Below are 23,779 nucleotides of genomic sequence, written 5' to 3' on the forward strand. Positions count from 1 at the left end.
GAGTAGGTCATCGTCAAGATTAAATTCCGAAACCCCAATTGCGAAAGCAGTTGGGGTTTTGTTTTGCCTGCGAGAAATGTGTCCGCTTGATTTCTATGCAACGGCCCGGGGCATGGCTATTATGCGGGCCTCATTGTGAGGCGATACCTGCATGCTGACGTTGTTGAATCTACTGAAGGATGGACGATTCCATTCCGGACAGGACCTGGGCGTTGCCCTGGGAATAAGCCGAAGTGCTGTATGGAAGCAGCTACAACAGCTTGAAGCTGAACTTGGTCTGTCGATCCATAAAGTTCGCGGTCGCGGATATCAATTGTCGACGCCTCTGACGCTCCTTGATCTTCTGGAAATAACCAGGAAGATGCCTCAATGGCCGGTGCGTGTGTTCGACTCTGTTGACTCGACAAATGCCGAAGCTCTTCGCTCCATCAGTGACGGCGCCGCCGCGCCGTTTTTGGTGCTCGCGGAGCGACAATTGGCAGGCCGTGGTCGTCGAGGTCGTAAGTGGGTAAGCCCATTTGCAGAAAATCTTTATTACAGCCTTGTACTCCGCATCGAAGGCGGCATGCGTCAGCTTGAGGGATTGAGCCTTGTTGTTGGCTTGGCGGTGATGCAGGCCTTGCGAAACACCGGTGTGCCCAATGCCGGTTTGAAGTGGCCCAATGATGTTTTGGTGGGTAACAAGAAAATAGCTGGCATTCTGCTCGAACTCGTCGGCGATCCGGCGGATGTGTGTCATGTTGTGTTGGGTATAGGAATCAACGTGAATATGCAGGTTGCCGATGAGGTCGACCAGCAATGGACTTCTATAAAACTGGAGTCAGGCAAAGCCTGCGATCGCAATGCTCTGGTGGTTGAATTGAGTAATCAACTCAAGATTTATATCCATAAACACCAGCTCAACGGGTTCGCAAGTCTGCAGGCAGAATGGGCGGAAAATCATCTGTGGCAGGGGCGCTCCGTGTCGTTGATCGCGGGTAACAGCCGTATCGATGGAGTAGTGCTCGGGATTGATAACCAAGGCGGGTTGCGCTTGATTGTAGATGGTGTCGAAAAGGCCTTTAGTGGCGGAGAGCTCAGCCTGAGGTTGCGTGATGATTCTTGAGCTTGACTGCGGCAATAGCTTTATAAAATGGCGCGTGCTGGATGCGTCGGCGAGCGAGCTGGTCTCGGAAGGAGTTGTGGATTCCAATCAGGCTTTGCTTGAGAGCCTACGGATCATAAAGTCACTCTCGCTGCGCAAGTGTCGTTTGGTAAGCGTCAGGACTAACGAGGAAACTAGCGCTTTAACCGAAATGCTTGAGCGCGAGTTCGGTATTCCTATCTCGTGTGCGAAGCCCGCTCGCGAGATGTCTGGTGTTCGAAACGGCTACGAAGACTATGAGCGTCTGGGGCTTGATCGCTGGCTGGCGATGCTTGGCGGCTTTCACCTGGCTGCCGGGAGTGCTTGTCTGGTTCTCGACTTCGGTACCGCGGTTACTGCCGATTTTGTCGGGCCTGACGGTGAGCATCTCGGTGGGTTCATTTGTCCAGGCATGCCTTTGATGCGAAACCAGCTTCGCACCCATACCCGTAAAATTCGTTATGGTGATGAGGCGGCAGAGCGCGCCCTTTCCAGTCATGTCCCGGGGCGTACCACCGTGGAAGCGGTGGAGCGCGGTTGTTCTTTGATGCTGAGGGGCTTTGTTCTCACTCAATTAGAGCTGGCTCGAGCGTACTGGGGAGAGCAATTCACCGTCTTTATTACGGGAGGGGATGCCGAGTTGGTTAAAGGCGTCGCGCCTGACGCCAGGGTTGTGCCCGACCTGGTTTTTGTCGGCTTGGCGATGGCGTGTCCCTTGTCCTGAGGTTTATATGCGTTGGTTGTTCCTGCTCCTAGTGGTTCTCAATGTTTTTTACTATGTCTGGCATCAGCAGGAAGCGCCCTTGCGAGCCAAAGATGTAACGCCCCTTAGTCTGTATCGCGGTTCGCAGCAGGATATCCGTCTACTGAGCGAAACTGCTGGTGAAGGCGGGAGAGGGCAGGTGGTGCCGCGTCAGCAGTGTCTTTTCCTTGGTGGATTTTCTGAAGAGGATTCAATTGCCAAGCTGCAACAGCGCCTGGTGGCGATGAGGGTCAATGCTCAATCCGTGCCGAAAGATGCTGCAGGAAGCGGTTACTGGCTTGCAGTTGCGCCGGATGGCCAGCGTTTGTTGGGCGATCAGCAGTTGCAAAACCTTTCCAAGGAATTCAATGAGTTAAAACATAAAATAATGCTGTGCGAAGGGGTTGCACCTGCTCAATAGTTTGCATAGAATGGCGCCCGCTCCACAGCGAACACCTTAAACGGGATTCGAAGTGAAGCGTGTCAACGCAGCTAACCTCAGGTTTTTAAATGAGAAAATGCTTGACAGGGGTTTGGCATGATATAGAATGCCGGCCTGATTAGGAGGGGTTCCCGAGCGGCCAAAGGGATCAGACTGTAAATCTGACGTCTACGACTTCGAAGGTTCGAATCCTTCTCCCTCCACCAGATTTAAGCGTGAGCTGCAGGCTCCGCGGGTATAGTTTAGTGGTAGAACCTCAGCCTTCCAAGCTGATGATGCGGGTTCGATTCCCGCTACCCGCTCCAAGTTTGCAGGTTGTGCAAAAGGGTTTTGCTCTTGTAGCTCAGTTGGTAGAGCACACCCTTGGTAAGGGTGAGGTCAGCGGTTCAAATCCGCTCAAGAGCTCCATATAACAAGGCAGATATGAAAATATCTGCCTTTGTTTTAATGGTTGATATTGTTTGTCTAATTTCTTCTGTAGAGGGTGATATCGATGGCTAAGGAAAAATTTGATCGTTCCCTGCCCCACGTCAACGTTGGGACCATTGGTCACGTTGACCACGGTAAAACCACTCTGACTGCTGCTCTGACTCGCGTTTGCTCCGAAGTTTTCGGTTCTGCAATCGTTGACTTCGACAAGATCGACAGCGCACCAGAAGAAAAAGCTCGCGGTATCACCATCAACACCGCGCACGTTGAGTACAACTCGAAGATCCGTCACTACGCTCACGTTGACTGCCCGGGTCACGCTGACTACGTGAAGAACATGATCACCGGTGCTGCTCAGATGGACGGCGCTATCCTGGTTTGCTCGGCCGCTGATGGTCCGATGCCGCAAACCCGTGAGCACATCCTGCTGTCCCGTCAGGTTGGCGTTCCGTACATCGTGGTCTTCCTGAACAAGGCTGACCTGGTAGACGACGCTGAGCTGCTGGAACTGGTTGAGATGGAAGTTCGTGACCTGCTGTCGACTTACGACTTCCCGGGCGACGACACTCCGATCATCATCGGTTCGGCTCGTATGGCGCTGGAAGGCAAAGACGACAACGAGATGGGCACCACTGCCGTCAAGAAACTGGTTGAAACTCTGGATGCCTACATCCCAGAACCAGTTCGTATGATCGACAAGCCATTCCTGATGCCAATCGAAGACGTATTCTCGATCTCGGGTCGCGGTACTGTTGTGACTGGTCGTATCGAGCGCGGTATCGTTCGCGTTCAGGATCCGCTGGAAATCGTTGGTCTGCGTGACACCACCGTTACTACTTGCACTGGTGTTGAAATGTTCCGCAAGCTGCTCGACGAAGGTCGTGCTGGCGAGAACTGCGGCGTTCTGCTGCGTGGTACCAAGCGTGACGACGTTGAGCGTGGCCAGGTTCTGGTCAAGCCAGGTTCGGTCAAGCCGCACACCAAGTTCACCGCAGAAGTTTACGTTCTGAGCAAGGAAGAAGGCGGTCGTCACACTCCGTTCTTCAAAGGCTACCGTCCACAGTTCTACTTCCGTACTACTGACGTGACTGGTAACTGCGAGCTGCCAGAAGGCGTTGAAATGGTAATGCCAGGTGACAACATTCAGATGACTGTTACCCTGATCAAAACCATCGCGATGGAAGACGGTCTGCGTTTCGCTATCCGTGAAGGCGGTCGTACCGTTGGCGCTGGCGTCGTAGCCAAAATCATCGAATAAGCGGTTGTAATGTATTTTTCGGGCCGGCATAATGGTCGGCCTGATTTTGTTTTAGGTCAGTAGCTCAATTGGCAGAGCGACGGTCTCCAAAACCGTAGGTTGGGGGTTCGATTCCCTCCTGACCTGCCAGATTCACTCGGTGTGTCTGGCTTTCTTTTCACAGGATCTTCATAGATGACTCCTAAAGCTGAAGCTCAAGGCTCTCGCTTCGATCTGCTCAAGTGGCTTGTAGTAGTCGCTTTGGTGGTTGTTGGCGTTGTTGGCAATCAGTATTACGCTGCTTCGCCGATCCTGTACCGTGTACTCGCTTTGCTTGCCATTGCTGCTGTAGCTGCCTTTGTAGGCCTGCAGACCGCGAAGGGCAAGTCTTTCTTTGTACTGGTTAAGGAAGCTCGCACCGAGATTCGTAAAGTCGTGTGGCCAACTCGCCAAGAAACCACGCAGACCACGCTGATTGTCGTGGCTGTTGTTCTGGTTATGGCGTTGCTGTTGTGGGGTCTCGATTCCCTGCTCGGCTGGCTTGTTTCCTTGATTGTCGGCTAAGGGTGTCCCGTGGCTAAGCGTTGGTATGTTGTGCATGCTTACTCGGGTTACGAGAAGCATGTGATGCGCTCGCTGATCGAGCGCGTAAAGCTGGCTGGCATGGAAGATGGCTTCGGCGAGATTCTGGTTCCCACTGAAGAAGTGGTTGAGATGCGTAACGGCCAGAAGCGCAAAAGCGAACGGAAGTTCTTCCCAGGCTATGTGCTGGTCCAGATGGATATGAACGAGGGTACTTGGCACTTGGTCAAGGATACTCCTCGGGTGATGGGTTTCATCGGCGGTACCGCTGACAAGCCTGCACCAATTACCGATAAAGAGGCAGAAGCGATTCTGCGTCGCGTTGCTGATGGTAGCGACAAGCCGAAGCCGAAGACGTTGTTCGAGCCAGGCGAGACGGTGCGTGTCAATGACGGTCCATTCGCTGATTTCAATGGCGTTGTGGAAGAAGTTAACTACGAAAAGAGCCGGATCCAAGTGGCAGTGCTCATTTTCGGTCGCTCTACTCCGGTGGAGCTCGAGTTCAGTCAGGTCGAGAAGGTCTAACTGGACAAGCAATCCCAACCCCGCAGCCTTAGGCTGTGGGGTTTTGTCGTCACTGGGATAAACGCGCAAGTAACCGGGGAGCCTTTCGAGGCGTTCGAACCCGTAATTGGAGTGCCTCATGGCCAAGAAGATTACCGCTTACATCAAGCTGCAAGTGAAGGCCGCTCAGGCTAACCCAAGTCCACCGGTTGGTCCTGCTCTGGGTCAGCACGGCGTGAACATCATGGAATTCTGCAAGGCTTTCAACGCCCGTACTCAGGGTCTTGAGCCAGGTTTGCCGACTCCAGTGATCATCACTGTCTACAGCGACCGTAGCTTCACTTTCGAAACCAAATCCACCCCTGCTTCGGTTCTGCTGAAGAAGGCGGCCGGTCTGACCAGCGGTTCCGCTCGTCCGAACACCGTTAAGGTTGGCACTGTTACCCGTGCTCAGCTGGAAGAAATCGCGAAAACCAAAAACGCGGATCTGACTGCAGCTGATATGGATGCAGCCGTGCGTACTATCGCCGGTTCTGCTCGTAGCATGGGCCTTAACGTGGAGGGTGTGTAATGGCTAAGCTGACCAAGCGTCAAAAGGCTATCGCCGGCAAAATCGAAGCAGGCAAGGCCTACAACATTGTAGACGCCGCTGCTCTGCTGGCCGAGCTGTCGACTGTCAAGTTCAGCGAGTCGTTCGACGTTGCTGTAAACCTGGGTGTAGACCCGCGTAAATCTGACCAGGTTGTTCGTAGCGCTACTGTGCTGCCACACGGCACTGGCAAGACCGTTCGCGTTGCTGTGTTCACCCAGGGTCCAGCTGCTGAGGCCGCTCTGGCTGCCGGCGCTGACCGTGTAGGTATGGACGACCTGGCTGCCGAAATGAAAGGCGGCGACCTGAACTATGACGTAGTGATCGCATCCCCGGATGCCATGCGCGTTGTAGGTCAGTTGGGTCAGATCCTCGGTCCACGCGGCCTGATGCCTAACCCGAAAGTAGGCACCGTAACTCCAGACGTAGCCAACGCGGTCAAGAACGCCAAAGCTGGTCAGGTTCGTTATCGCACCGACAAAAACGGCATCATCCACACTTCCGTTGGCAAGATCGGCTTCGACGCCGTCAAGCTGAAGGAAAACGTTGAAGCCCTGATCGCTGATCTGAAGCGTATCAAGCCAGCTTCCTCGAAAGGCATTTACGTCAAGCGCGTTACCCTGAGCACCACCATGGGCCCAGGTCTGGTTATCGACCAGAGCTCGCTCGACGCGTAAGACAAAGGTTGGCGCGGTTTGCCGCGCCAATTGAAAGATTGGGGTCCCTGCCTGGCGGGGGCTATCCAAGACCGTAGGCGGCGCAAGCCTTAAACCTCAAGCCTACGCAGATGGTGCTCCCGGTTCCTTACCGAATCAGACACCAAAACGACATTCGGTTCCGATCGAATGAAACGGTAACAAGCAGGAGTTAAACCCGTGGCAATTAATCTCGAAGACAAGAAGGCCATCGTCGCTGAAGTCAACGAGGCTGCCAAAGTCGCTCTGTCCGCTGTCGTGGTTGATGCACGTGGCGTAACAGTAGGCGCAATGACCGGACTCCGTAAAGAGGCTCGTGAAGCTGGCGTTTACGTACGTGTTGTACGTAACACCCTGCTCAAGCGCGCTGTTGCTGACACTCAATACAGTGTCCTCAACGACGTGTTCACCGGCCCGACCCTGATTGCATTCTCGAACGAACATCCGGGCGCTGCTGCCCGTATCTTCAAAGAGTTTGCCAAGGGTCAGGACAAGTTCGAGATCAAGGCAGCTGCGTTCGAGGGCAAGTTCCTCGCAGCTAATCAGATCGACGTACTGGCAACTCTGCCGACCCGTGACGAAGCAATTTCTCAGCTGATGAGCGTGATTCAAGGCGCAACCAGCAAATTGGCTCGTACTCTGGCGGCAATTCGCGACCAGAAAGAAGCTGCCGCAGCCTAAGGCTCGTCACTTCTCGCGTTTTTTGTTTATTTCGATGGTCGCGTAGGCCGTCCCCCAATTCAGGAATTGAGTCATGTCTCTGACTAACGAACAAATCATCGAAGCAATCGGCCAGAAATCCGTAGTGGAAATCGTTGAGCTGATCAAAGCGATGGAAGAAACCTTCGGTGTTACCGCTGCTGCCGCTTCGGCTGGCCCAGCTGTAGCTGCTGCTGCTGTTGAAGAGCAAACCGAGTTCAACGTTGTTCTGCTGGAAGCTGGCGAGAAGAAGGTTAACGTGATCAAGGCAGTTCGTGAACTGACCGGTCTGGGCCTGAAAGAAGCCAAAGAGAAAGTAGACGGCGCTCCTCAGGTTGTAGCTGAAGGCGTTTCGAAAGAAGCGGCTGAAGACGCCAAGAAGAAGCTGGAAGAAGCAGGCGCTAAAGTCGAGCTGAAGTAAGCATCGACTTTGCTCCTCCAGCCCGAGCGTCAAGCGACAGGCTGATGGCTGGTGGCTCTTGCCACCGGCCTTTTTCCGTTATTGGCAGCCGACTGGGTCGGTGCTGATAAAGGCGCTGTAACCACCCGATGCGGTGGCGCAAACCATGGGGTTTGCACGATTTTCTGGCTGCTCCCGTCGGGAGGGGCCAAACAAGCAGGTGACCAAGCTGGGGAACGCTGATGGCTTACTCATATACTGAGAAAAAACGTATCCGCAAGGACTTTAGCAAGTTGCCGGACGTCATGGATGTGCCTTACCTCCTGGCCATCCAGCTGGATTCGTATCGTGAATTCTTGCAAGCGGGAGCGACTAAAGATCAGTTCCGCGACGTGGGCCTGCATGCGGCCTTCAAATCCGTTTTCCCGATCATCAGCTACTCCGGCAATGCTGCGCTGGAGTACGTCGGTTATCGCCTGGGCGAACCGGCATTTGATGTCAAAGAATGCGTATTGCGCGGTGTAACTTTCGCCGTACCTTTGCGGGTAAAAGTGCGCCTGATCATTTTCGACAAAGAATCGTCGAACAAAGCGATCAAGGACATCAAAGAGCAAGAAGTCTACATGGGTGAAATCCCCCTGATGACTGAGAACGGTACCTTCGTAATCAACGGTACCGAGCGTGTTATCGTTTCCCAGCTGCACCGTTCCCCGGGCGTGTTCTTCGACCACGACCGCGGCAAGACGCACAGCTCCGGCAAACTGCTGTACTCGGCTCGCATCATTCCTTACCGCGGTTCGTGGCTGGACTTCGAATTCGACCCGAAAGACTGCGTCTTCGTGCGTATCGACCGTCGTCGCAAACTGCCGGCTTCGGTACTGCTGCGCGCACTCGGTTACACCACCGAAGAAGTGCTGGACGCGTTCTACACCACCAACGTATTCCACCTGAGCGGCGAAACCCTCAGCCTGGAACTGGTGCCGTCGCGCCTGCGTGGTGAAGTTGCGGTTCTGGACATCCAGGACGAGAAGGGCAAGGTCATCGTTGAGCAAGGCCGCCGTATTACCGCGCGCCACATCAACCAGATCGAAAAAGCCGGTATCAAGACGCTGGACGTGCCACTGGACTACGTCCTTGGTCGCACCACCGCCAAGGCTATCGTGCACCCGGCTACCGGCGAAATCCTGGCCGAATGCAACACCGAGCTGAACACTGAAGTCCTGGCTAAAATCGCCAAGGCTCAGGTCGTTCGCATCGAGACCCTGTACACCAACGACATCGACTGCGGTCCGTTCGTCTCCGACACGCTGAAGATCGACTCCACCAGCAACCAATTGGAAGCGCTGGTCGAGATCTATCGCATGATGCGTCCAGGCGAGCCGCCAACCAAAGACGCTGCCGAAACCCTGTTCAACAACCTGTTCTTCAGCCCTGAGCGCTATGACCTGTCTGCGGTCGGCCGGATGAAGTTCAACCGTCGTATCGGTCGTACCGAGATCGAAGGTTCGGGCGTGCTGTGCAAGGAAGACATCGTCGCGGTCCTGAAGACTCTGGTCGACATCCGCAACGGTAAAGGCATCGTCGATGACATCGACCACCTGGGTAACCGTCGTGTTCGCTGCGTAGGCGAAATGGCCGAGAACCAGTTCCGCGTTGGCCTGGTACGTGTTGAGCGTGCGGTCAAAGAGCGTCTGTCGATGGCAGAAAGCGAAGGCCTGATGCCGCAAGACCTGATCAACGCCAAGCCAGTGGCTGCGGCGGTGAAAGAGTTCTTCGGTTCCAGCCAGCTGTCGCAGTTCATGGACCAGAACAACCCGCTGTCCGAGATCACCCACAAGCGTCGTGTCTCTGCACTCGGCCCTGGCGGTCTGACTCGTGAGCGCGCAGGCTTCGAAGTCCGTGACGTACACCCGACTCACTACGGTCGTGTCTGCCCGATTGAAACGCCGGAAGGTCCGAACATCGGCCTGATCAACTCCCTGGCTGCGTACGCTCGCACCAACCAGTACGGCTTCCTGGAAAGCCCGTACCGCGTGGTGAAAGAGGGTGTGGTCACCGACGAGATCGTGTTCCTGTCCGCTATTGAAGAAGCCGATCACGTGATCGCGCAGGCTTCGGCGACCATGAACGAGCAGAAAGTCCTGATCGACGAACTGGTTGCCGTACGTCACCTGAACGAATTCACCGTCAAGGCGCCGGAAGACGTCACCCTGATGGACGTTTCGCCGAAGCAGGTTGTATCGGTTGCAGCGTCGCTGATTCCGTTCCTCGAGCACGACGACGCCAACCGTGCGTTGATGGGTTCGAACATGCAGCGTCAGGCTGTACCGACTCTGCGCGCTGACAAGCCGCTGGTAGGTACCGGCATGGAGCGTAACGTAGCCCGTGACTCCGGCGTTTGCGTCGTGGCTCGTCGTGGTGGCGTGATCGACTCCGTAGACGCCAGCCGTATCGTGGTTCGTGTTGCCGATGACGAAGTTGAAACCGGTGAAGCCGGTGTCGACATCTACAACCTGACCAAATACACCCGCTCGAACCAGAACACCTGCATCAACCAGCGTCCGCTGGTGCGTAAAGGTGATCGCGTTCAGCGTAGCGACATCATGGCCGACGGCCCGTCCACCGACATGGGTGAACTGGCGCTGGGTCAGAACATGCGCATCGCGTTCATGGCATGGAACGGCTTCAACTTCGAAGACTCCATCTGCCTGTCCGAGCGTGTGGTTCAGGAAGACCGTTTCACCACGATCCACATTCAGGAACTGACCTGTGTGGCCCGTGACACCAAGCTTGGCCCAGAGGAAATCACTGCGGACATCCCGAACGTGGGTGAAGCTGCACTGAACAAGCTGGACGAAGCCGGTATCGTTTACGTAGGTGCTGAAGTAGGCGCAGGCGACATCCTGGTGGGTAAGGTCACTCCGAAAGGCGAGACCCAACTGACTCCGGAAGAAAAACTGCTGCGTGCAATCTTCGGTGAAAAAGCCAGCGACGTTAAAGACACCTCCCTGCGCGTGCCGACCGGCACCAAAGGTACTGTCATCGACGTACAGGTCTTCACCCGCGACGGCGTTGAGCGTGATGCTCGTGCACTGTCGATCGAGAAGTCCCAGCTGGACGAGATTCGCAAGGATCTGAACGAAGAGTTCCGCATCGTTGAAGGCGCGACTTTCGAACGTCTGCGTTCCGCACTGGTAGGCCACAAGGCCGAAGGCGGCGCCGGCCTGAAGAAAGGTCAGGACATCACCGACGAAGTACTCGACGGTCTTGAGCACGGCCAGTGGTTCAAACTGCGCATGGCTGAAGATGCGCTGAACGAGCAGCTCGAGAAGGCTCAGGCTTACATCGTAGATCGTCGCCGTCTGCTGGACGACAAGTTCGAAGACAAGAAGCGCAAACTGCAGCAGGGCGATGACCTGGCTCCAGGCGTGCTGAAAATCGTCAAGGTTTACCTGGCAATCCGTCGCCGCATCCAGCCGGGCGACAAGATGGCCGGTCGTCACGGTAACAAGGGTGTGGTCTCCGTGATCATGCCGGTTGAAGACATGCCGCACGATGCCAATGGCACCCCGGTCGACGTGGTCCTCAACCCGCTGGGCGTACCTTCGCGTATGAACGTTGGTCAGATCCTCGAAACCCACCTGGGCCTCGCGGCCAAAGGTCTGGGCGAGAAGATCAACCGGATGGTCGAAGAGCAGCGTAAAGTCGCTGAACTGCGCACCTTCCTGGACGAGATCTACAACCAGATCGGCGGTCGTAACGAAGATCTGGACAGCTTCTCCGATCAGGAAATCCTCGATCTGGCGAACAACCTGCGTGGCGGCGTTCCAATGGCCACTCCAGTGTTCGACGGCGCCAAGGAAAGCGAAATCAAGGCCATGCTGAAACTGGCAGACCTGCCGGAAAGCGGCCAGATGCAACTGACCGACGGCCGCACCGGCAACAAGTTCGAGCGTCCAGTTACCGTTGGCTACATGTACATGCTGAAGCTGAACCACTTGGTAGACGACAAGATGCACGCGCGTTCTACCGGTTCTTACAGCCTGGTTACCCAGCAGCCGCTGGGTGGTAAGGCGCAGTTCGGTGGTCAGCGTTTCGGGGAGATGGAGGTCTGGGCACTGGAAGCATACGGTGCTGCTTACACTCTGCAAGAAATGCTCACAGTGAAGTCGGACGATGTGAACGGCCGTACCAAGATGTACAAGAACATCGTGGATGGCGATCACCGTATGGAGCCGGGCATGCCCGAGTCCTTCAACGTGTTGATCAAGGAAATTCGTTCCCTCGGCATCGATATCGATCTGGAAACCGAATAACACGTGACGCGAATCGAGAGCGGGGCAGGAATGCCCGCTCTCTGCTCCGCCAGGAGGAAAGGCCTTGAAAGACCTACTGAATTTGCTGAAAAACCAGGGTCAAGTCGAAGAGTTCGACGCCATCCGCATCGGATTGGCCTCGCCGGAGATGATCCGTTCGTGGTCGTTCGGTGAAGTTAAAAAGCCGGAAACCATCAACTACCGTACGTTCAAACCCGAGCGTGACGGCCTGTTCTGCGCCAAGATCTTTGGTCCGGTAAAGGATTACGAGTGCCTGTGCGGTAAGTACAAGCGCTTGAAGCACCGTGGTGTGATCTGCGAGAAGTGCGGCGTTGAAGTTGCACTGGCCAAGGTTCGTCGTGAGCGCATGGCGCACATCGAACTGGCTTCGCCGGTTGCCCACATCTGGTTCCTGAAATCGCTGCCGTCGCGTATCGGCCTGCTGATGGACATGACCCTGCGTGATATCGAACGCGTTCTCTACTTCGAGAGCTATGTCGTTATCGATCCAGGCATGACCACCCTTGAAAAAGGTCAGCTGCTGAACGACGAGCAGTATTTCGAAGCGCTGGAAGAGTTCGGTGACGATTTCGACGCCCGCATGGGTGCCGAAGCTGTCCGTGAACTGCTGCACGCTATCGACCTGGAGCACGAGATTGGCCGTCTGCGCGAAGAGATTCCGCAAACCAACTCGGAAACCAAGATCAAGAAGCTGTCCAAGCGTCTGAAGTTGATGGAAGCCTTCCAGGGTTCCGGCAACCTGCCAGAGTGGATGGTGCTGACCGTTTTGCCGGTTCTGCCGCCAGATCTGCGTCCACTGGTCCCGCTGGATGGCGGTCGTTTCGCGACCTCCGACCTCAACGATCTGTATCGTCGAGTGATCAACCGTAACAACCGTTTGAAGCGCCTGCTGGATCTGTCCGCGCCGGACATCATCGTGCGCAACGAAAAGCGTATGTTGCAGGAAGCGGTCGATGCACTGCTCGACAACGGTCGTCGTGGCCGCGCTATCACTGGTTCCAACAAGCGTCCTCTGAAATCCCTGGCTGACATGATCAAGGGTAAGCAAGGTCGTTTCCGTCAGAACTTGCTCGGTAAGCGTGTTGACTACTCCGGTCGTTCGGTAATTACTGTAGGCCCGACCCTGCGTCTGCACCAGTGCGGTCTGCCGAAGAAGATGGCTCTCGAGCTGTTCAAGCCGTTCATTTTCGGCAAGCTGGAAATGCGTGGTCTGGCGACCACCATCAAAGCGGCCAAGAAAATGGTCGAGCGCGAGTTGCCAGAGGTTTGGGACGTTCTCGCTGAAGTGATTCGCGAACACCCGGTTCTGCTCAACCGTGCGCCGACCCTTCACCGTCTGGGTATCCAGGCGTTTGAACCGGTACTGATCGAAGGTAAGGCTATCCAGCTGCACCCTCTGGTCTGCGCCGCGTACAACGCCGACTTCGACGGCGACCAGATGGCCGTGCACGTACCGCTGACGCTGGAAGCCCAGCTCGAAGCGCGTGCATTGATGATGTCGACCAACAACATTCTGTCGCCAGCCAACGGTGAGCCAATCATCGTTCCGTCGCAGGACGTTGTATTGGGTCTGTACTACATGACTCGTGAAGCGATCAACGCCAAGGGCGAAGGTCGTGTGTTCGCGGATCTGCAGGAAGTCGACCGTGTGTTCCGTGCCGGCGAAGCCGCACTGCACGCCAAGGTCAAGGTTCGTATCAACGAAACCGTCAACGACCGTGACGGCAACAGCGTGAGCGGTACCCGTATCGTCGACACCACTGTCGGCCGTGCGCTGCTGTTCCAGGTTGTGCCAAAAGGTCTGTCGTTCGACGTCGTCAACCTGCCGATGAAGAAAAAGGCGATCTCCAAGCTGATCAACCAGTGCTACCGCGTGGTTGGTCTGAAAGAGACCGTGATCTTCGCTGACCAGTTGATGTACACCGGTTTCGCTTACTCGACCATCTCCGGCGTTTCCATCGGTGTTAACGACTTCGTTATCCCGGATGAAAAAGCCCGCATCATCGGTGCGGCCACCGACGAAGTGAAAGAGATCGAGAGCCAGTACGCCTCCGGCCTGGTAACCCAGGGCGAGAAGTACAACAAAGTGATCGACCTCTGGTCGAAAGCGAACGACGAAGTTTCCAAGGCGATGATGGCCAACCTCTCGAAAGAGAAAGTCATCGACCGTCACGGCGACGAAGTCGACCAAGAGTCTTTCAACTCGATGTACATGATGGCCGACTCGGGTGCGCGGGGTTCCGCAGCACAGATTCGTCAGCTGGCCGGTATGCGTGGTCTGATGGCCAAGCCGGACGGTTCCATCATTGAAACGCCGATTACTGCGAACTTCCGTGAAGGTCTGAGCGTACTTCAGTACTTCATCTCGACGCACGGTGCTCGTAAAGGTCTGGCGGATACCGCGTTGAAAACCGCTAACTCCGGTTACCTGACTCGTCGTCTGGTAGACGTGGCGCAGGATCTGGTAGTAACCGAGATCGATTGCGGCACCGAACACGGTCTGCTGATGACTCCGCACATTGAAGGCGGTGACGTTGTAGAACCGTTGGGTGAGCGCGTACTGGGTCGTGTCATTGCCCGTGACGTATTCAAGCCGGGTACCGAGGACGTTATCGTTCCTGCCGGCACTCTGGTTGACGAGAAGTGGGTCGAGTTCATCGAGCTGAACAGCATCGACGAAGTGATCGTGCGTTCGCCGATCAGCTGCGAAACCCGCTACGGCATCTGCGCCAAGTGCTACGGCCGTGATCTGGCTCGTGGTCACCAGGTGAACATCGGTGAAGCGGTCGGCGTTATCGCTGCCCAGTCTATCGGTGAGCCGGGTACCCAGCTGACCATGCGTACGTTCCACATCGGTGGTGCGGCAAGCCGTACTTCCGCAGCCGACAGCGTTCAGGTGAAGAATGGCGGTACCGTCCGTCTGCACAACCTGAAGCACGTTGAGCGAGTGGATGGCCATCTGGTTGCTGTGTCCCGTTCCGGTGAGCTGGCAATCGCGGATGACTTCGGTCGTGAGCGCGAGCGTTACAAGCTGCCGTACGGTGCTGTGATTTCGGTTAAAGAAGGTGACAAGGTCGACGCTGGCGCAATCGTGGCCAAGTGGGATCCGCACACTCACCCGATCGTTACCGAAATGAAAGGTACCGTGACCTACGTGGGCATGGAAGAAGGCATCACGATCAAGCGTCAGACTGACGAATTGACCGGTATGACCAACATTGAAGTACTTGACGCGAAAGATCGTCCAGCTGCCGGTAAGGAAATCCGTCCAGCAGTGAAGATGGTCGACGACAACGGCAAGGATCTGTTGCTGCCAGGCACTGACGTTATCGCTCAGTACTTCCTGCCAGCCAACGCCCTGGTCGGTGTGGCTGACGGTGCGAAGATTGCGATCGGTGACGTTATCGCTCGTATCCCGCAGGAAACTTCGAAGACCCGTGACATCACCGGTGGTCTGCCGCGTGTTGCCGACCTGTTCGAAGCCCGTCGTCCGAAAGAAGCGTCGATTCTGGCTGAAGTCAGCGGCACCATCGCGTTCGGTAAAGAGACCAAAGGCAAGCGCCGTCTGGTCATTACCCCGAACGACGGTAGCGATCCGTACGAAGAGCTGATTCCGAAGTGGCGTCACCTGAACGTCTTCGAAGGCGAACAGGTAAACCGCGGCGAAGTTATCTCCGACGGTCCAAGCGATCCGCACGACATCCTGCGTCTGCTGGGTGTAAGCGCGCTGGCCAAGTACATCGTCAACGAGATCCAGGACGTTTATCGTCTGCAAGGCGTGAAGATCAACGACAAGCACATCGAGACCATCCTGCGTCAGATGCTGCGTAAAGTTGAGATCTCCGAGTCCGGCGATTCCAGCTTCATCAAGGGCGACCAGATGGAACTGACTCACGTACTGGTAGAGAACGAGCGCCTGGGCGCGGAAGACAAGTTTGTCTCCAAGTTCACTCGCGTTCTGCTGGGTATCACCAAGGCGTCGTTGTCCACCGAATCGTTCATCTCGGCGGCTTCCTTCCAGGAAACCACCCGCGTACTGACCGAAGCGGCAGTCACCGGCAAGCGCGATTACCTGCGCGGCCTGAAAGAAAACGTAGTCGTGGGTCGTCTGATCCCGGCCGGTACCGGTCTTGCCTATCACAGCGAGCGCAAGCGCCGCCGTGATGCCGACAAGCCGTTGCGCGTAAGCGCCAGTGAAGTGGAAGCTGCACTGACCGAAGCGCTGAACTCGAGCGGTAACTGAGTTCTGCGATAAACGAGCGTGAGGCCCTGATCGCTCCGTTCGTCGAATCGAGACATTAAGTCAAGGTTCGATGGGCGGGGAGGTCGGGGCCTTGCCTTGACTGGAATCAAGATCCTCTTTAGACTCTTGATCCCCTAAATTTGGCGGGAATTCGTTCCTGCCATTTTGCTTTTCTTGCAAGACAATAGCGTCGCAAGACAACAGTGGAGCTAGTAGATGGCAACTATCAACCAGCTGGTACGTCAGCCGCGTAAGCGTATCGTCGAGAAATCCGACGTACCTGCGCTGCAGAACTGCCCGCAACGTCGTGGCGTGTGCACCCGTGTGTACACCACCACGCCGAAAAAACCTAACTCGGCACTGCGTAAAGTATGCCGTGTGCGTCTGACCAACGGTTTCGAGGTTTCCTCGTACATCGGTGGTGAAGGCCACAACCTGCAAGAGCACAGCGTGGTACTGATCCGCGGCGGTCGTGTAAAAGACTTGCCAGGTGTTCGTTACCACACCGTTCGCGGCTCCTTGGATACTTCCGGCGTTAAAGGCCGTAACCAGGGTCGTTCGAAGTACGGTACCAAGCGTCCGAAGTAATCGGCCGTTTTGCAGATTTTTATTTTATTGAGTCGATAAGAGTAAGGTCGGGCACGCATCCTCTGGATCTGTCCCGAGCTAACCTGAAGACCGCTTGAGGGCTTATCATGCCAAGACGTCGCGTAGCAGCAAAGCGTGAGATTCTGGACGATCCGAAATACGGAAGCCAGATCCTCGCCAAATTCATGAACCACGTTATGGAAAGCGGCAAGAAAGCCGTTGCCGAGCGTATCGTTTATGGTGCCCTGGAAACCGTTGCGGCCCGTAAGGCTGGCACCGATCCCCTGGAACTCTTCGAAAAAGCACTCGACGCCATCGCTCCGCTGGTCGAAGTGAAGTCGCGCCGCGTTGGTGGTGCTACTTACCAGGTTCCGGTCGAGGTTCGTCCTTCCCGTCGTAACGCTCTGGCAATGCGCTGGTTGGTAGACTTCGCCCGTAAGCGCGGCGAGAAGTCTATGGCTCTGCGTTTGGCTGGCGAACTGCTGGATGCTGCTGAAGGTAAAGGTGCTGCTGTTAAGAAGCGTGAAGACGTGCACCGTATGGCCGAAGCTAACAAAGCTTTCTCGCACTACCGCTTCTAATTTTAGCTTCACTAATTTTGCGAGGGCTTTATGGCTCGTACTACTCCGATTAGCCGCTACCGTAACATCGGTATCGTCGCTCACGTGGATGCTGGTAAAACCACAACCACCGAGCGCGTACTGTTTTACACCGGCAAAAGTCACAAAATGGGCGAGGTGCATGATGGCGCCGCGACCACAGACTGGATGGTTCAGGAGCAGGAGCGTGGTATTACCATTACTTCTGCTGCCATTACCGCCTTCTGGAAAGGTTCCGAGAAGCAGTACTCTCACGAGCACCGTTTCAACGTAATCGATACCCCGGGCCACGTTGACTTCACCATTGAAGTTGAGCGTTCCCTGCGCGTACTCGACGGCGCTGTCGTTGTGTTCTGCGGTACTTCGGGTGTTGAGCCGCAGTCGGAAACCGTATGGCGTCAAGCCAACAAATACGGCGTTCCACGTCTTGTTTACGTAAACAAGATGGACCGTGCCGGCGCCAACTTCCTGCGCGTGATCGGTCAGATCAAGCAGCGTCTGGGTCACACTCCGGTGCCGATCCAGTTGGCCATCGGCTCCGAAGACAACTTCCAGGGTCAGATCGATCTGATCAACATGCAAGCTGTCTACTGGAACGACTCCGATAAAGGTATGGTCCCTGTTCGCAAGGACATTCCTGCCGAGCTCCAAGAGCTGGCTGAAGAGTGGCGCAACAACATGGTTGAAGCTGCTGCCGAAGCCAACGAAGAGCTGATGAACAAGTACCTGGAAGGCGAAGAGCTGTCGATCGAAGAGATCAAGGCTGCTTTGCGTCAGCGTACTATCGCCGGCGAAATCGTTCTGGCCGTTTGCGGTTCTTCGTTCAAGAACAAGGGCGTTCCCCTGGTTCTCGACGCCGTTATCGACTACCTGCCTGCTCCGACCGACATTCCTGCTATCAAGGGTTCCAACCCTGATAACGAGGAAGAAGAGATGGAGCGTCATGCAGACGACAACGAGCCTTTCGCGGCTCTGGCGTTCAAGATCGCTACCGACCCATTCGTGGGTACCCTGACCTTCGTCCGCGTTTACTCGGGCGTGTTGAACTCCGGCGACGGCGTGATCAACTCGGTCAAAGGCAAGAAAGAGCGCGTGGGTCGTATGGTGCAAATGCACGCAAACGCCCGTGAAGAGATCAAGGAAGTACGCGCTGGTGACATCGCGGCCCTGATCGGCATGAAGGACGTCACCACTGGTGAAACCCTCTGCAACGCTGACAAGCCAATCATCCTGGTTCGCATGGACTTCCCGGAGCCGGTTATTTCGGTTGCCGTAGAGCCTAAGACCAAGGATGACCAGGAAAAAATGGGTATCGCTCTGGGCAAGCTTGCTCAGGAAGACCCGTCTTTCCGCGTTAAAACTGATGAAGAGACTGGTCAGACGATCATCTCCGGCATGGGCGAGCTGCACCTGGACATCCTGGTTGACCGGATGCGCCGTGAGTTCAACGTCGAAGCCAACATCGGCAAGCCTCAGGTTTCGTATCGTGAGCGCATCACGAAGAACTGTGAAATCGAAGGCAAGTTCGTTCGTCAGTCCGGTGGTCGCGGCCAGTTCGGTCACTGCTGGATCCGTTTTGCTCCTGCTGACGAAGGTCAGGAAGGTCTGCAATTCGTGAACGAAGTTGTAGGTGGTGTGGTTCCTAAGGAATACATCCCGGCTATCCAGAAGGGTATCGAAGAGCAGATGAAGAACGGCGTTGTTGCCGGCTATCCGCTGATCGGCCTGAAGGCTACCGTGTTCGATGGTTCTTACCACGACGTCGACTCCAACGAGATGGCGTTCAAGGTGGCTGCTTCCATGGCGACCAAGCAACTGGCCCAGAAGGGTGGTGGTGAGTTGCTCGAGCCGATCATGGCGGTAGAGGTTGTTACGCCTGAAGACTATATGGGTGATGTGATGGGCGACCTTAACCGTCGTCGCGGCATGATCCAGGGTATGGAAGACACAGTGTCCGGCAAGGTTATCCGTGCCGAGGTTCCACTGGGTGAGATGTTCGGTTATGCGACCGACGTTCGTTCCATGTCCCAGGGTCGCGCAAGCTACTCTATGGAATTCAAAAAATACGATACGGCTCCGTCGCACATCGTCGAATCCGTAACCAAAAAACAAGGCTGATTCAGCCCCTTTAGGCTAGGAGTTAATTGTCGTGGCTAAAGAAAAATTTGATCGTTCCCTACCGCACGTCAACGTTGGCACCATTGGTCACGTTGACCACGGTAAAACCACTCTGACTGCTGCTCTGACTCGCGTTTGCTCCGAAGTTTTCGGTTCTGCAATCGTTGACTTCGACAAGATCGACAGCGCACCAGAAGAAAAAGCTCGCGGTATCACCATCAACACCGCGCACGTTGAGTACAACTCGAAGATCCGTCACTACGCTCACGTTGACTGCCCAGGTCACGCTGACTACGTGAAGAACATGATCACCGGTGCTGCTCAGATGGACGGCGCTATCCTGGTTTGCTCGGCCGCTGATGGTCCGATGCCGCAAACCCGTGAGCACATCCTGCTGTCCCGTCAGGTTGGCGTTCCGTACATCGTGGTCTTCCTGAACAAGGCTGACCTGGTAGACGACGCTGAGCTGCTGGAACTGGTTGAGATGGAAGTTCGTGACCTGCTGTCGACTTACGACTTCCCGGGCGACGACACTCCGATCATCATCGGTTCGGCTCGTATGGCGCTGGAAGGCAAAGACGACAACGAGATGGGCACCACTGCCGTCAAGAAACTGGTTGAAACTCTGGATGCCTACATCCCAGAACCAGTTCGTATGATCGACAAGCCATTCCTGATGCCAATCGAAGACGTATTCTCGATCTCGGGTCGCGGTACTGTTGTGACTGGTCGTATCGAGCGCGGTATCGTTCGCGTTCAGGATCCGCTGGAAATCGTTGGTCTGCGTGACACCACCGTTACTACTTGCACCGGTGTTGAAATGTTCCGCAAGCTGCTCGACGAAGGTCGTGCTGGCGAGAACTGCGGCGTTCTGCTGCGTGGTACCAAGCGTGACGACGTTGAGCGTGGCCAGGTTCTGGTCAAGCCAGGTTCGGTCAAGCCGCACACCAAGTTCACCGCAGAAGTTTACGTTCTGAGCAAGGAAGAAGGCGGTCGTCACACTCCGTTCTTCAAAGGCTACCGTCCACAGTTCTACTTCCGTACTACTGACGTGACTGGTAACTGCGAGCTGCCAGAAGGCGTTGAAATGGTAATGCCAGGTGACAACATTCAGATGACTGTTACCCTGATCAAAACCATCGCGATGGAAGACGGTCTGCGTTTCGCTATCCGTGAAGGCGGTCGTACCGTCGGCGCTGGCGTCGTAGCCAAAATCATCGAGTAAGACTTTTAAAGTCAGCTTGATGGATTGAAAAAGCCCCCGCTCAGCGGGGGCTTTTTTATTGGGTTGACACCTATCAGGGGCGTCTATAGAATTGCGCCTCCTTTTAACGGGCGTATTGCGCCCGGTGGGAATAGCAGCCGGAGTCTGAAATCCAATGCAAAATCAGCAAATCCGTATCAGGTTGAAGGCTTTTGACCATCGCCTGATCGACCAATCAACCCAGGAAATCGTGGAAACCGCGAAACGTACTGGTGCTCAAGTGCGTGGTCCAATTCCACTGCCTACCCGTAAAGAGCGGTTCACCGTTCTGGTTTCCCCGCACGTCAACAAAGACGCGCGTGACCAGTACGAGATCCGCACTCATAAGCGTGTTCTGGACATCGTCCAGCCAACGGATAAAACCGTTGATGCGCTGATGAAGCTTGATCTTGCGGCCGGTGTGGAAGTGCAGATCAGCCTCGGCTAAGACTCGGTCTTGGTCGTGTAACGCTCTGAAATGGGCGGCCATAGCGGGTGAAAGCCCCGTACACTCATGAGGTTTACAACATGACTATTGGTGTAGTCGGTCGTAAATGCGGTATGACCCGTATTTTCACCGAAGAAGGTGTCTCCATTCCGGTCACGGTCATTGAGATCGAGCCGAATCGCGTCACCCAGTTCAAAACTGAAGAGACCGATGGCTATCGTGCAGTGCAAGTCACTGTCGGCGAGCGTCGCGCTTCGCGTGTAACAGCAGCTCAGGCTGGCCACTTCGCTAAAGCGAACGTTGCCGCTGGTCGCACCACCATGGAATTCCGCCTTGAAGAAGGCGAGTACCAGGCTGGCGATCTGATCAACGCTGAAATCTTCGCCGCTGGTCAACTGGTTGATGTAACCGGTCAGTCCAAGGGTAAAGGCTTTCAGGGTACGATCAAGCGTTGGAATTTCCGCGGGCAAGATAACACCCACGGTAACTCCGTATCCCACCGCGTCCCAGGCTCTATCGGCCAGTGCCAGACTCCTGGTCGTGTATTCAAGGGCAAAAAAATGTCCGGTCATATGGGCGCTGAGCGCGTGACCGTGCAGTCCCTGGAAGTAGTGCGCGTGGACGCTGAACGCAATCTGTTGTTGGTCAAGGGTGCTGTTCCTGGCGCTACTGGCGGCAACCTGGTTGTACGTCCAGCAGCCAAGGCTCGCGGTTAAGGGGAAGCTGACATGCAATTAAATGTAAATGACGCTCAAGCGATCGAAGTTTCCGAACTGACATTTGGCGGCGAATTCAACGAGACGCTGGTTCACCAAGCAGTCGTGGCCTACATGGCCGGCGGCCGTCAAGGTAGCAAGCAGCAGAAGACCCGTTCCGACGTTCGTGGTGGCGGCAAGCGCCCATGGCGTCAGAAAGGTACTGGCCGTGCTCGTGCTGGTACTATCCGTAGCCCAATCTGGCGTGGCGGCGGTACCACTTTCGCAGCTCGTCCACAGGATCACTCCCAGAAGCTGAACAAGAAGATGTATCGCGCAGCAATGCGTTCCATCCTTGCTGAGCTGGTGCGTACTGATCGTCTGGTCGTGGTTCAGGATTTCGCTGTTGAAACTCCGAAAACCAAAGATCTGCTGGGCAAACTGAACAACATGAGCCTGACCGACGTTCTGATCGTGTCGGACGCTGTTGATCAGAACCTGTACCTGGCTGCTCGCAACCTGCCGCACGTAGATGTACGTGATGTGCAAGGTTCCGATCCAGTTAGTCTGATCGCATACGACAAGGTGTTGATCACCGTGTCGGCCGTGAAGAAATTCGAGGAGCTGCTGGGATGAACCAGGAACGCGTATTTAAAGTTCTGCTTGGCCCGCACGTTTCCGAGAAGGCTACGGTTCTGGCAGACAAGAAAGGCCAGTTCGTTTTCAAGGTTGCTACTGATGCAACCAAGCTGGAAATCAAGAAGGCCGTCGAAAGCCTGTTCAGCGTGAAAGTAGAGCGCGTCACTACCCTGAACGTTCTGGGTAAGAGCAAGCGCACTGCTCGCGGTCTGGGCAAGCGTAATGACTGGAAGAAGGCAGTTATCTCCCTTCAGCCAGGCCAAGATCTCGATTTCAGCAGCAGTGCTGAGTAAGGAAGGGGTGCATCATGGCAATCGTTAAATGCAAACCGACTTCCCCTGGCCGCCGTTTTGTGGTCAAGGTGGTCAACCAGGAGCTGCATAAAGGCGCTCCTCACGCACCGCTGCTCGAGAAAAAATCGAAGTCTGGTGGTCGTAACAACAATGGCCGTATTACCACTCGTCACATCGGTGGTGGTCATAAGCAGCATTACCGTATGGTCGATTTCCGTCGCAACGACAAAGATGGCATCGTCGCCACTGTCGAGCGTATCGAATACGATCCAAACCGTACTGCTCACATCGCACTGCTCTGCTACGCAGACGGCGAGCGCCGCTACATCATCGCCCCTAAAGGCGTGAGTGCTGGCGACCAGCTGATCGCAGGCGCTCTGGCTCCAATCAAGCCAGGCAACGCTCTGCAACTGCGCAACATTCCAGTCGGTTCTACCGTACACGGCATCGAATTGAAGCCAGGTAAAGGTGCACAGATCGCTCGTTCCGCTGGTGCTTCGGCTCAGCTGATCGCTCGTGAAGGTGTCTACGTGACCCTGCGTCTGCGTTCCGGTGAAATGCGTAAAGTCCTGGCTGAATGCCGTGCGACCCTGGGTGAAGTCTCGAACTCCGAGCACAGCCTGCGTTCGCTGGGTAAAGCTGGTGCCAAACGCTGGCGTGGCGTTCGCCCAACCGTTCGTGGTGTTGCCATGAACCCGGTTGACCACCCACATGGTGGTGGTGAAGGTCGTACCTCTGGTGGTCGTCATCCGGTATCGCCATGGGGCTTCCCGACTAAGGGCGCGAAGACTCGTGGTAATAAGCGTACCGACAAAATGATCGTCCGTCGTCGCAAGTAAATAGAGGGATACGACAGTGCCACGTTCTCTGAAAAAAGGTCCTTTTATTGATCTTCACCTACTGAAGAAGATCGAAGTGGCGGCGGAAAAGAACGATCGCAAACCAATTAAAACCTGGTCGCGTCGTTCGATGATCCTGCCACAAATGGTCGGTCTGACCATCGCAGTACACAACGGTCGTCAGCACGTCCCAGTTCTCGTTAACGAAGACATGGTCGGCCACAAATTGGGCGAGTTCGCCGGTACCCGCAACTATCGCGGGCACGTGGCTGACAAGAAAGCCAAGCGTTAAGGG

22 protein-coding genes and 4 tRNA genes are annotated in these 23,779 nt (G+C 55.4%); all 26 read left to right on the forward strand.

What is annotated here, in order from left to right:
* Positions 1-151: 151 nt before the first annotated feature.
* The 26 genes from birA (at position 152) to rpsS (ending at position 23,776) form a co-directional block, all read left to right on the forward strand.
* Entirely contained in the window at positions 152-1,105 is a 954-nt protein-coding gene (gene birA, locus V8J63_RS25500) for a bifunctional biotin--[acetyl-CoA-carboxylase] ligase/biotin operon repressor BirA (RefSeq protein WP_125925891.1), read from the forward strand.
* Positions 1,095-1,847 (forward strand): pantothenate kinase, encoded by a 753-nt coding sequence (locus V8J63_RS25505; protein ID WP_122700378.1) that lies wholly within the window; start codon positions 1,095-1,097, stop codon positions 1,845-1,847. The genes birA and V8J63_RS25505 overlap by 11 nt, the downstream gene beginning before the upstream one ends.
* Before the next feature lie 7 nt (positions 1,848-1,854).
* Positions 1,855-2,286, forward strand: coding sequence for a hypothetical protein (locus V8J63_RS25510; RefSeq protein ID WP_125925892.1), 432 nt, complete (start codon positions 1,855-1,857; stop codon positions 2,284-2,286).
* Positions 2,287-2,428: 142 nt separating this feature from the next.
* Positions 2,429-2,513, forward strand: a tRNA-Tyr gene (locus V8J63_RS25515).
* A 25-nt stretch (positions 2,514-2,538) separates the two neighbouring features.
* Positions 2,539-2,612: transfer RNA gene (locus tag V8J63_RS25520), tRNA-Gly, on the forward strand.
* A 27-nt stretch (positions 2,613-2,639) separates the two neighbouring features.
* Positions 2,640-2,715, forward strand: a tRNA-Thr gene (locus tag V8J63_RS25525).
* Positions 2,716-2,800: 85 nt separating this feature from the next.
* On the forward strand, positions 2,801-3,994 hold the full coding sequence (gene tuf / locus V8J63_RS25530) for an elongation factor Tu (protein ID WP_064361246.1): 1,194 nt from the start codon (positions 2,801-2,803) through the stop codon (positions 3,992-3,994).
* 53 nt (positions 3,995-4,047) lie between these two features.
* Positions 4,048-4,123, forward strand: a tRNA-Trp gene (locus V8J63_RS25535).
* 45 nt (positions 4,124-4,168) lie between these two features.
* Positions 4,169-4,537: a preprotein translocase subunit SecE gene (gene secE / locus V8J63_RS25540; RefSeq protein WP_016772937.1), complete on the forward strand. Its 369-nt coding sequence runs from the start codon at positions 4,169-4,171 to the stop codon at positions 4,535-4,537.
* Between the two features lie 9 nt (positions 4,538-4,546).
* Entirely contained in the window at positions 4,547-5,080 is a 534-nt protein-coding gene (gene nusG / locus V8J63_RS25545) for a transcription termination/antitermination protein NusG (RefSeq protein ID WP_007957598.1), read from the forward strand.
* A gap of 118 nt (positions 5,081-5,198) precedes the next feature.
* Positions 5,199-5,630, forward strand: a complete 432-nt coding sequence (gene rplK, locus V8J63_RS25550; protein ID WP_003176435.1) for a 50S ribosomal protein L11 — start codon at positions 5,199-5,201, stop codon at positions 5,628-5,630.
* A complete protein-coding gene (rplA, locus tag V8J63_RS25555) occupies positions 5,630-6,325 on the forward strand; it encodes a 50S ribosomal protein L1 (protein ID WP_024014523.1) in 696 nt (231 codons plus the stop codon). Before rplK ends, rplA begins: the two co-directional genes overlap by 1 nt.
* A gap of 198 nt (positions 6,326-6,523) precedes the next feature.
* Positions 6,524-7,024, forward strand: a complete 501-nt coding sequence (gene rplJ, locus V8J63_RS25560) for a 50S ribosomal protein L10 (RefSeq protein ID WP_008081912.1) — start codon at positions 6,524-6,526, stop codon at positions 7,022-7,024.
* 73 nt (positions 7,025-7,097) lie between these two features.
* Entirely contained in the window at positions 7,098-7,463 is a 366-nt protein-coding gene (rplL, locus tag V8J63_RS25565) for a 50S ribosomal protein L7/L12 (RefSeq protein WP_007962228.1), read from the forward strand.
* 221 nt (positions 7,464-7,684) lie between these two features.
* Positions 7,685-11,758, forward strand: coding sequence for a DNA-directed RNA polymerase subunit beta (gene rpoB, locus V8J63_RS25570; protein WP_016772939.1), 4,074 nt, complete (start codon positions 7,685-7,687; stop codon positions 11,756-11,758).
* 64 nt (positions 11,759-11,822) lie between these two features.
* Entirely contained in the window at positions 11,823-16,022 is a 4,200-nt protein-coding gene (gene rpoC, locus V8J63_RS25575) for a DNA-directed RNA polymerase subunit beta' (RefSeq protein ID WP_071173747.1), read from the forward strand.
* Between the two features lie 216 nt (positions 16,023-16,238).
* On the forward strand, positions 16,239-16,610 hold the full coding sequence (rpsL, locus tag V8J63_RS25580; protein ID WP_003186084.1) for a 30S ribosomal protein S12: 372 nt from the start codon (positions 16,239-16,241) through the stop codon (positions 16,608-16,610).
* A gap of 107 nt (positions 16,611-16,717) precedes the next feature.
* Complete coding sequence (gene rpsG / locus V8J63_RS25585) at positions 16,718-17,191, forward strand: 30S ribosomal protein S7 (protein WP_016772941.1); 474 nt, start codon at positions 16,718-16,720, stop codon at positions 17,189-17,191.
* 30 nt (positions 17,192-17,221) lie between these two features.
* Entirely contained in the window at positions 17,222-19,327 is a 2,106-nt protein-coding gene (fusA, locus tag V8J63_RS25590) for an elongation factor G (RefSeq protein ID WP_016772942.1), read from the forward strand.
* Between the two features lie 31 nt (positions 19,328-19,358).
* Entirely contained in the window at positions 19,359-20,552 is a 1,194-nt protein-coding gene (gene tuf / locus V8J63_RS25595) for an elongation factor Tu (protein WP_064361246.1), read from the forward strand.
* A 154-nt stretch (positions 20,553-20,706) separates the two neighbouring features.
* Positions 20,707-21,018, forward strand: coding sequence for a 30S ribosomal protein S10 (gene rpsJ / locus V8J63_RS25600; RefSeq protein ID WP_003186070.1), 312 nt, complete (start codon positions 20,707-20,709; stop codon positions 21,016-21,018).
* Positions 21,019-21,098: 80 nt separating this feature from the next.
* Positions 21,099-21,734 carry a 50S ribosomal protein L3 gene (gene rplC / locus V8J63_RS25605; protein ID WP_003228738.1) on the forward strand — a complete coding sequence of 212 codons (636 nt, stop codon included), beginning with the start codon at positions 21,099-21,101 and terminating at the stop codon, positions 21,732-21,734.
* A 12-nt stretch (positions 21,735-21,746) separates the two neighbouring features.
* Positions 21,747-22,349, forward strand: a complete 603-nt coding sequence (gene rplD, locus V8J63_RS25610; RefSeq protein ID WP_003228735.1) for a 50S ribosomal protein L4 — start codon at positions 21,747-21,749, stop codon at positions 22,347-22,349.
* Positions 22,346-22,645, forward strand: coding sequence for a 50S ribosomal protein L23 (rplW, locus tag V8J63_RS25615; RefSeq protein ID WP_002555488.1), 300 nt, complete (start codon positions 22,346-22,348; stop codon positions 22,643-22,645). The genes rplD and rplW overlap by 4 nt, the downstream gene beginning before the upstream one ends.
* A gap of 14 nt (positions 22,646-22,659) precedes the next feature.
* On the forward strand, positions 22,660-23,484 hold the full coding sequence (gene rplB / locus V8J63_RS25620) for a 50S ribosomal protein L2 (RefSeq protein WP_016772943.1): 825 nt from the start codon (positions 22,660-22,662) through the stop codon (positions 23,482-23,484).
* 16 nt (positions 23,485-23,500) lie between these two features.
* On the forward strand, positions 23,501-23,776 hold the full coding sequence (gene rpsS, locus V8J63_RS25625) for a 30S ribosomal protein S19 (protein ID WP_011336172.1): 276 nt from the start codon (positions 23,501-23,503) through the stop codon (positions 23,774-23,776).
* Positions 23,777-23,779: the final 3 nt, after the last annotated feature.

The organism is Pseudomonas sp. CCNWLW23, assembly GCF_037095675.1.
Classification (GTDB): Bacteria; Pseudomonadota; Gammaproteobacteria; order Pseudomonadales; family Pseudomonadaceae; genus Aquipseudomonas; species Aquipseudomonas atacamensis.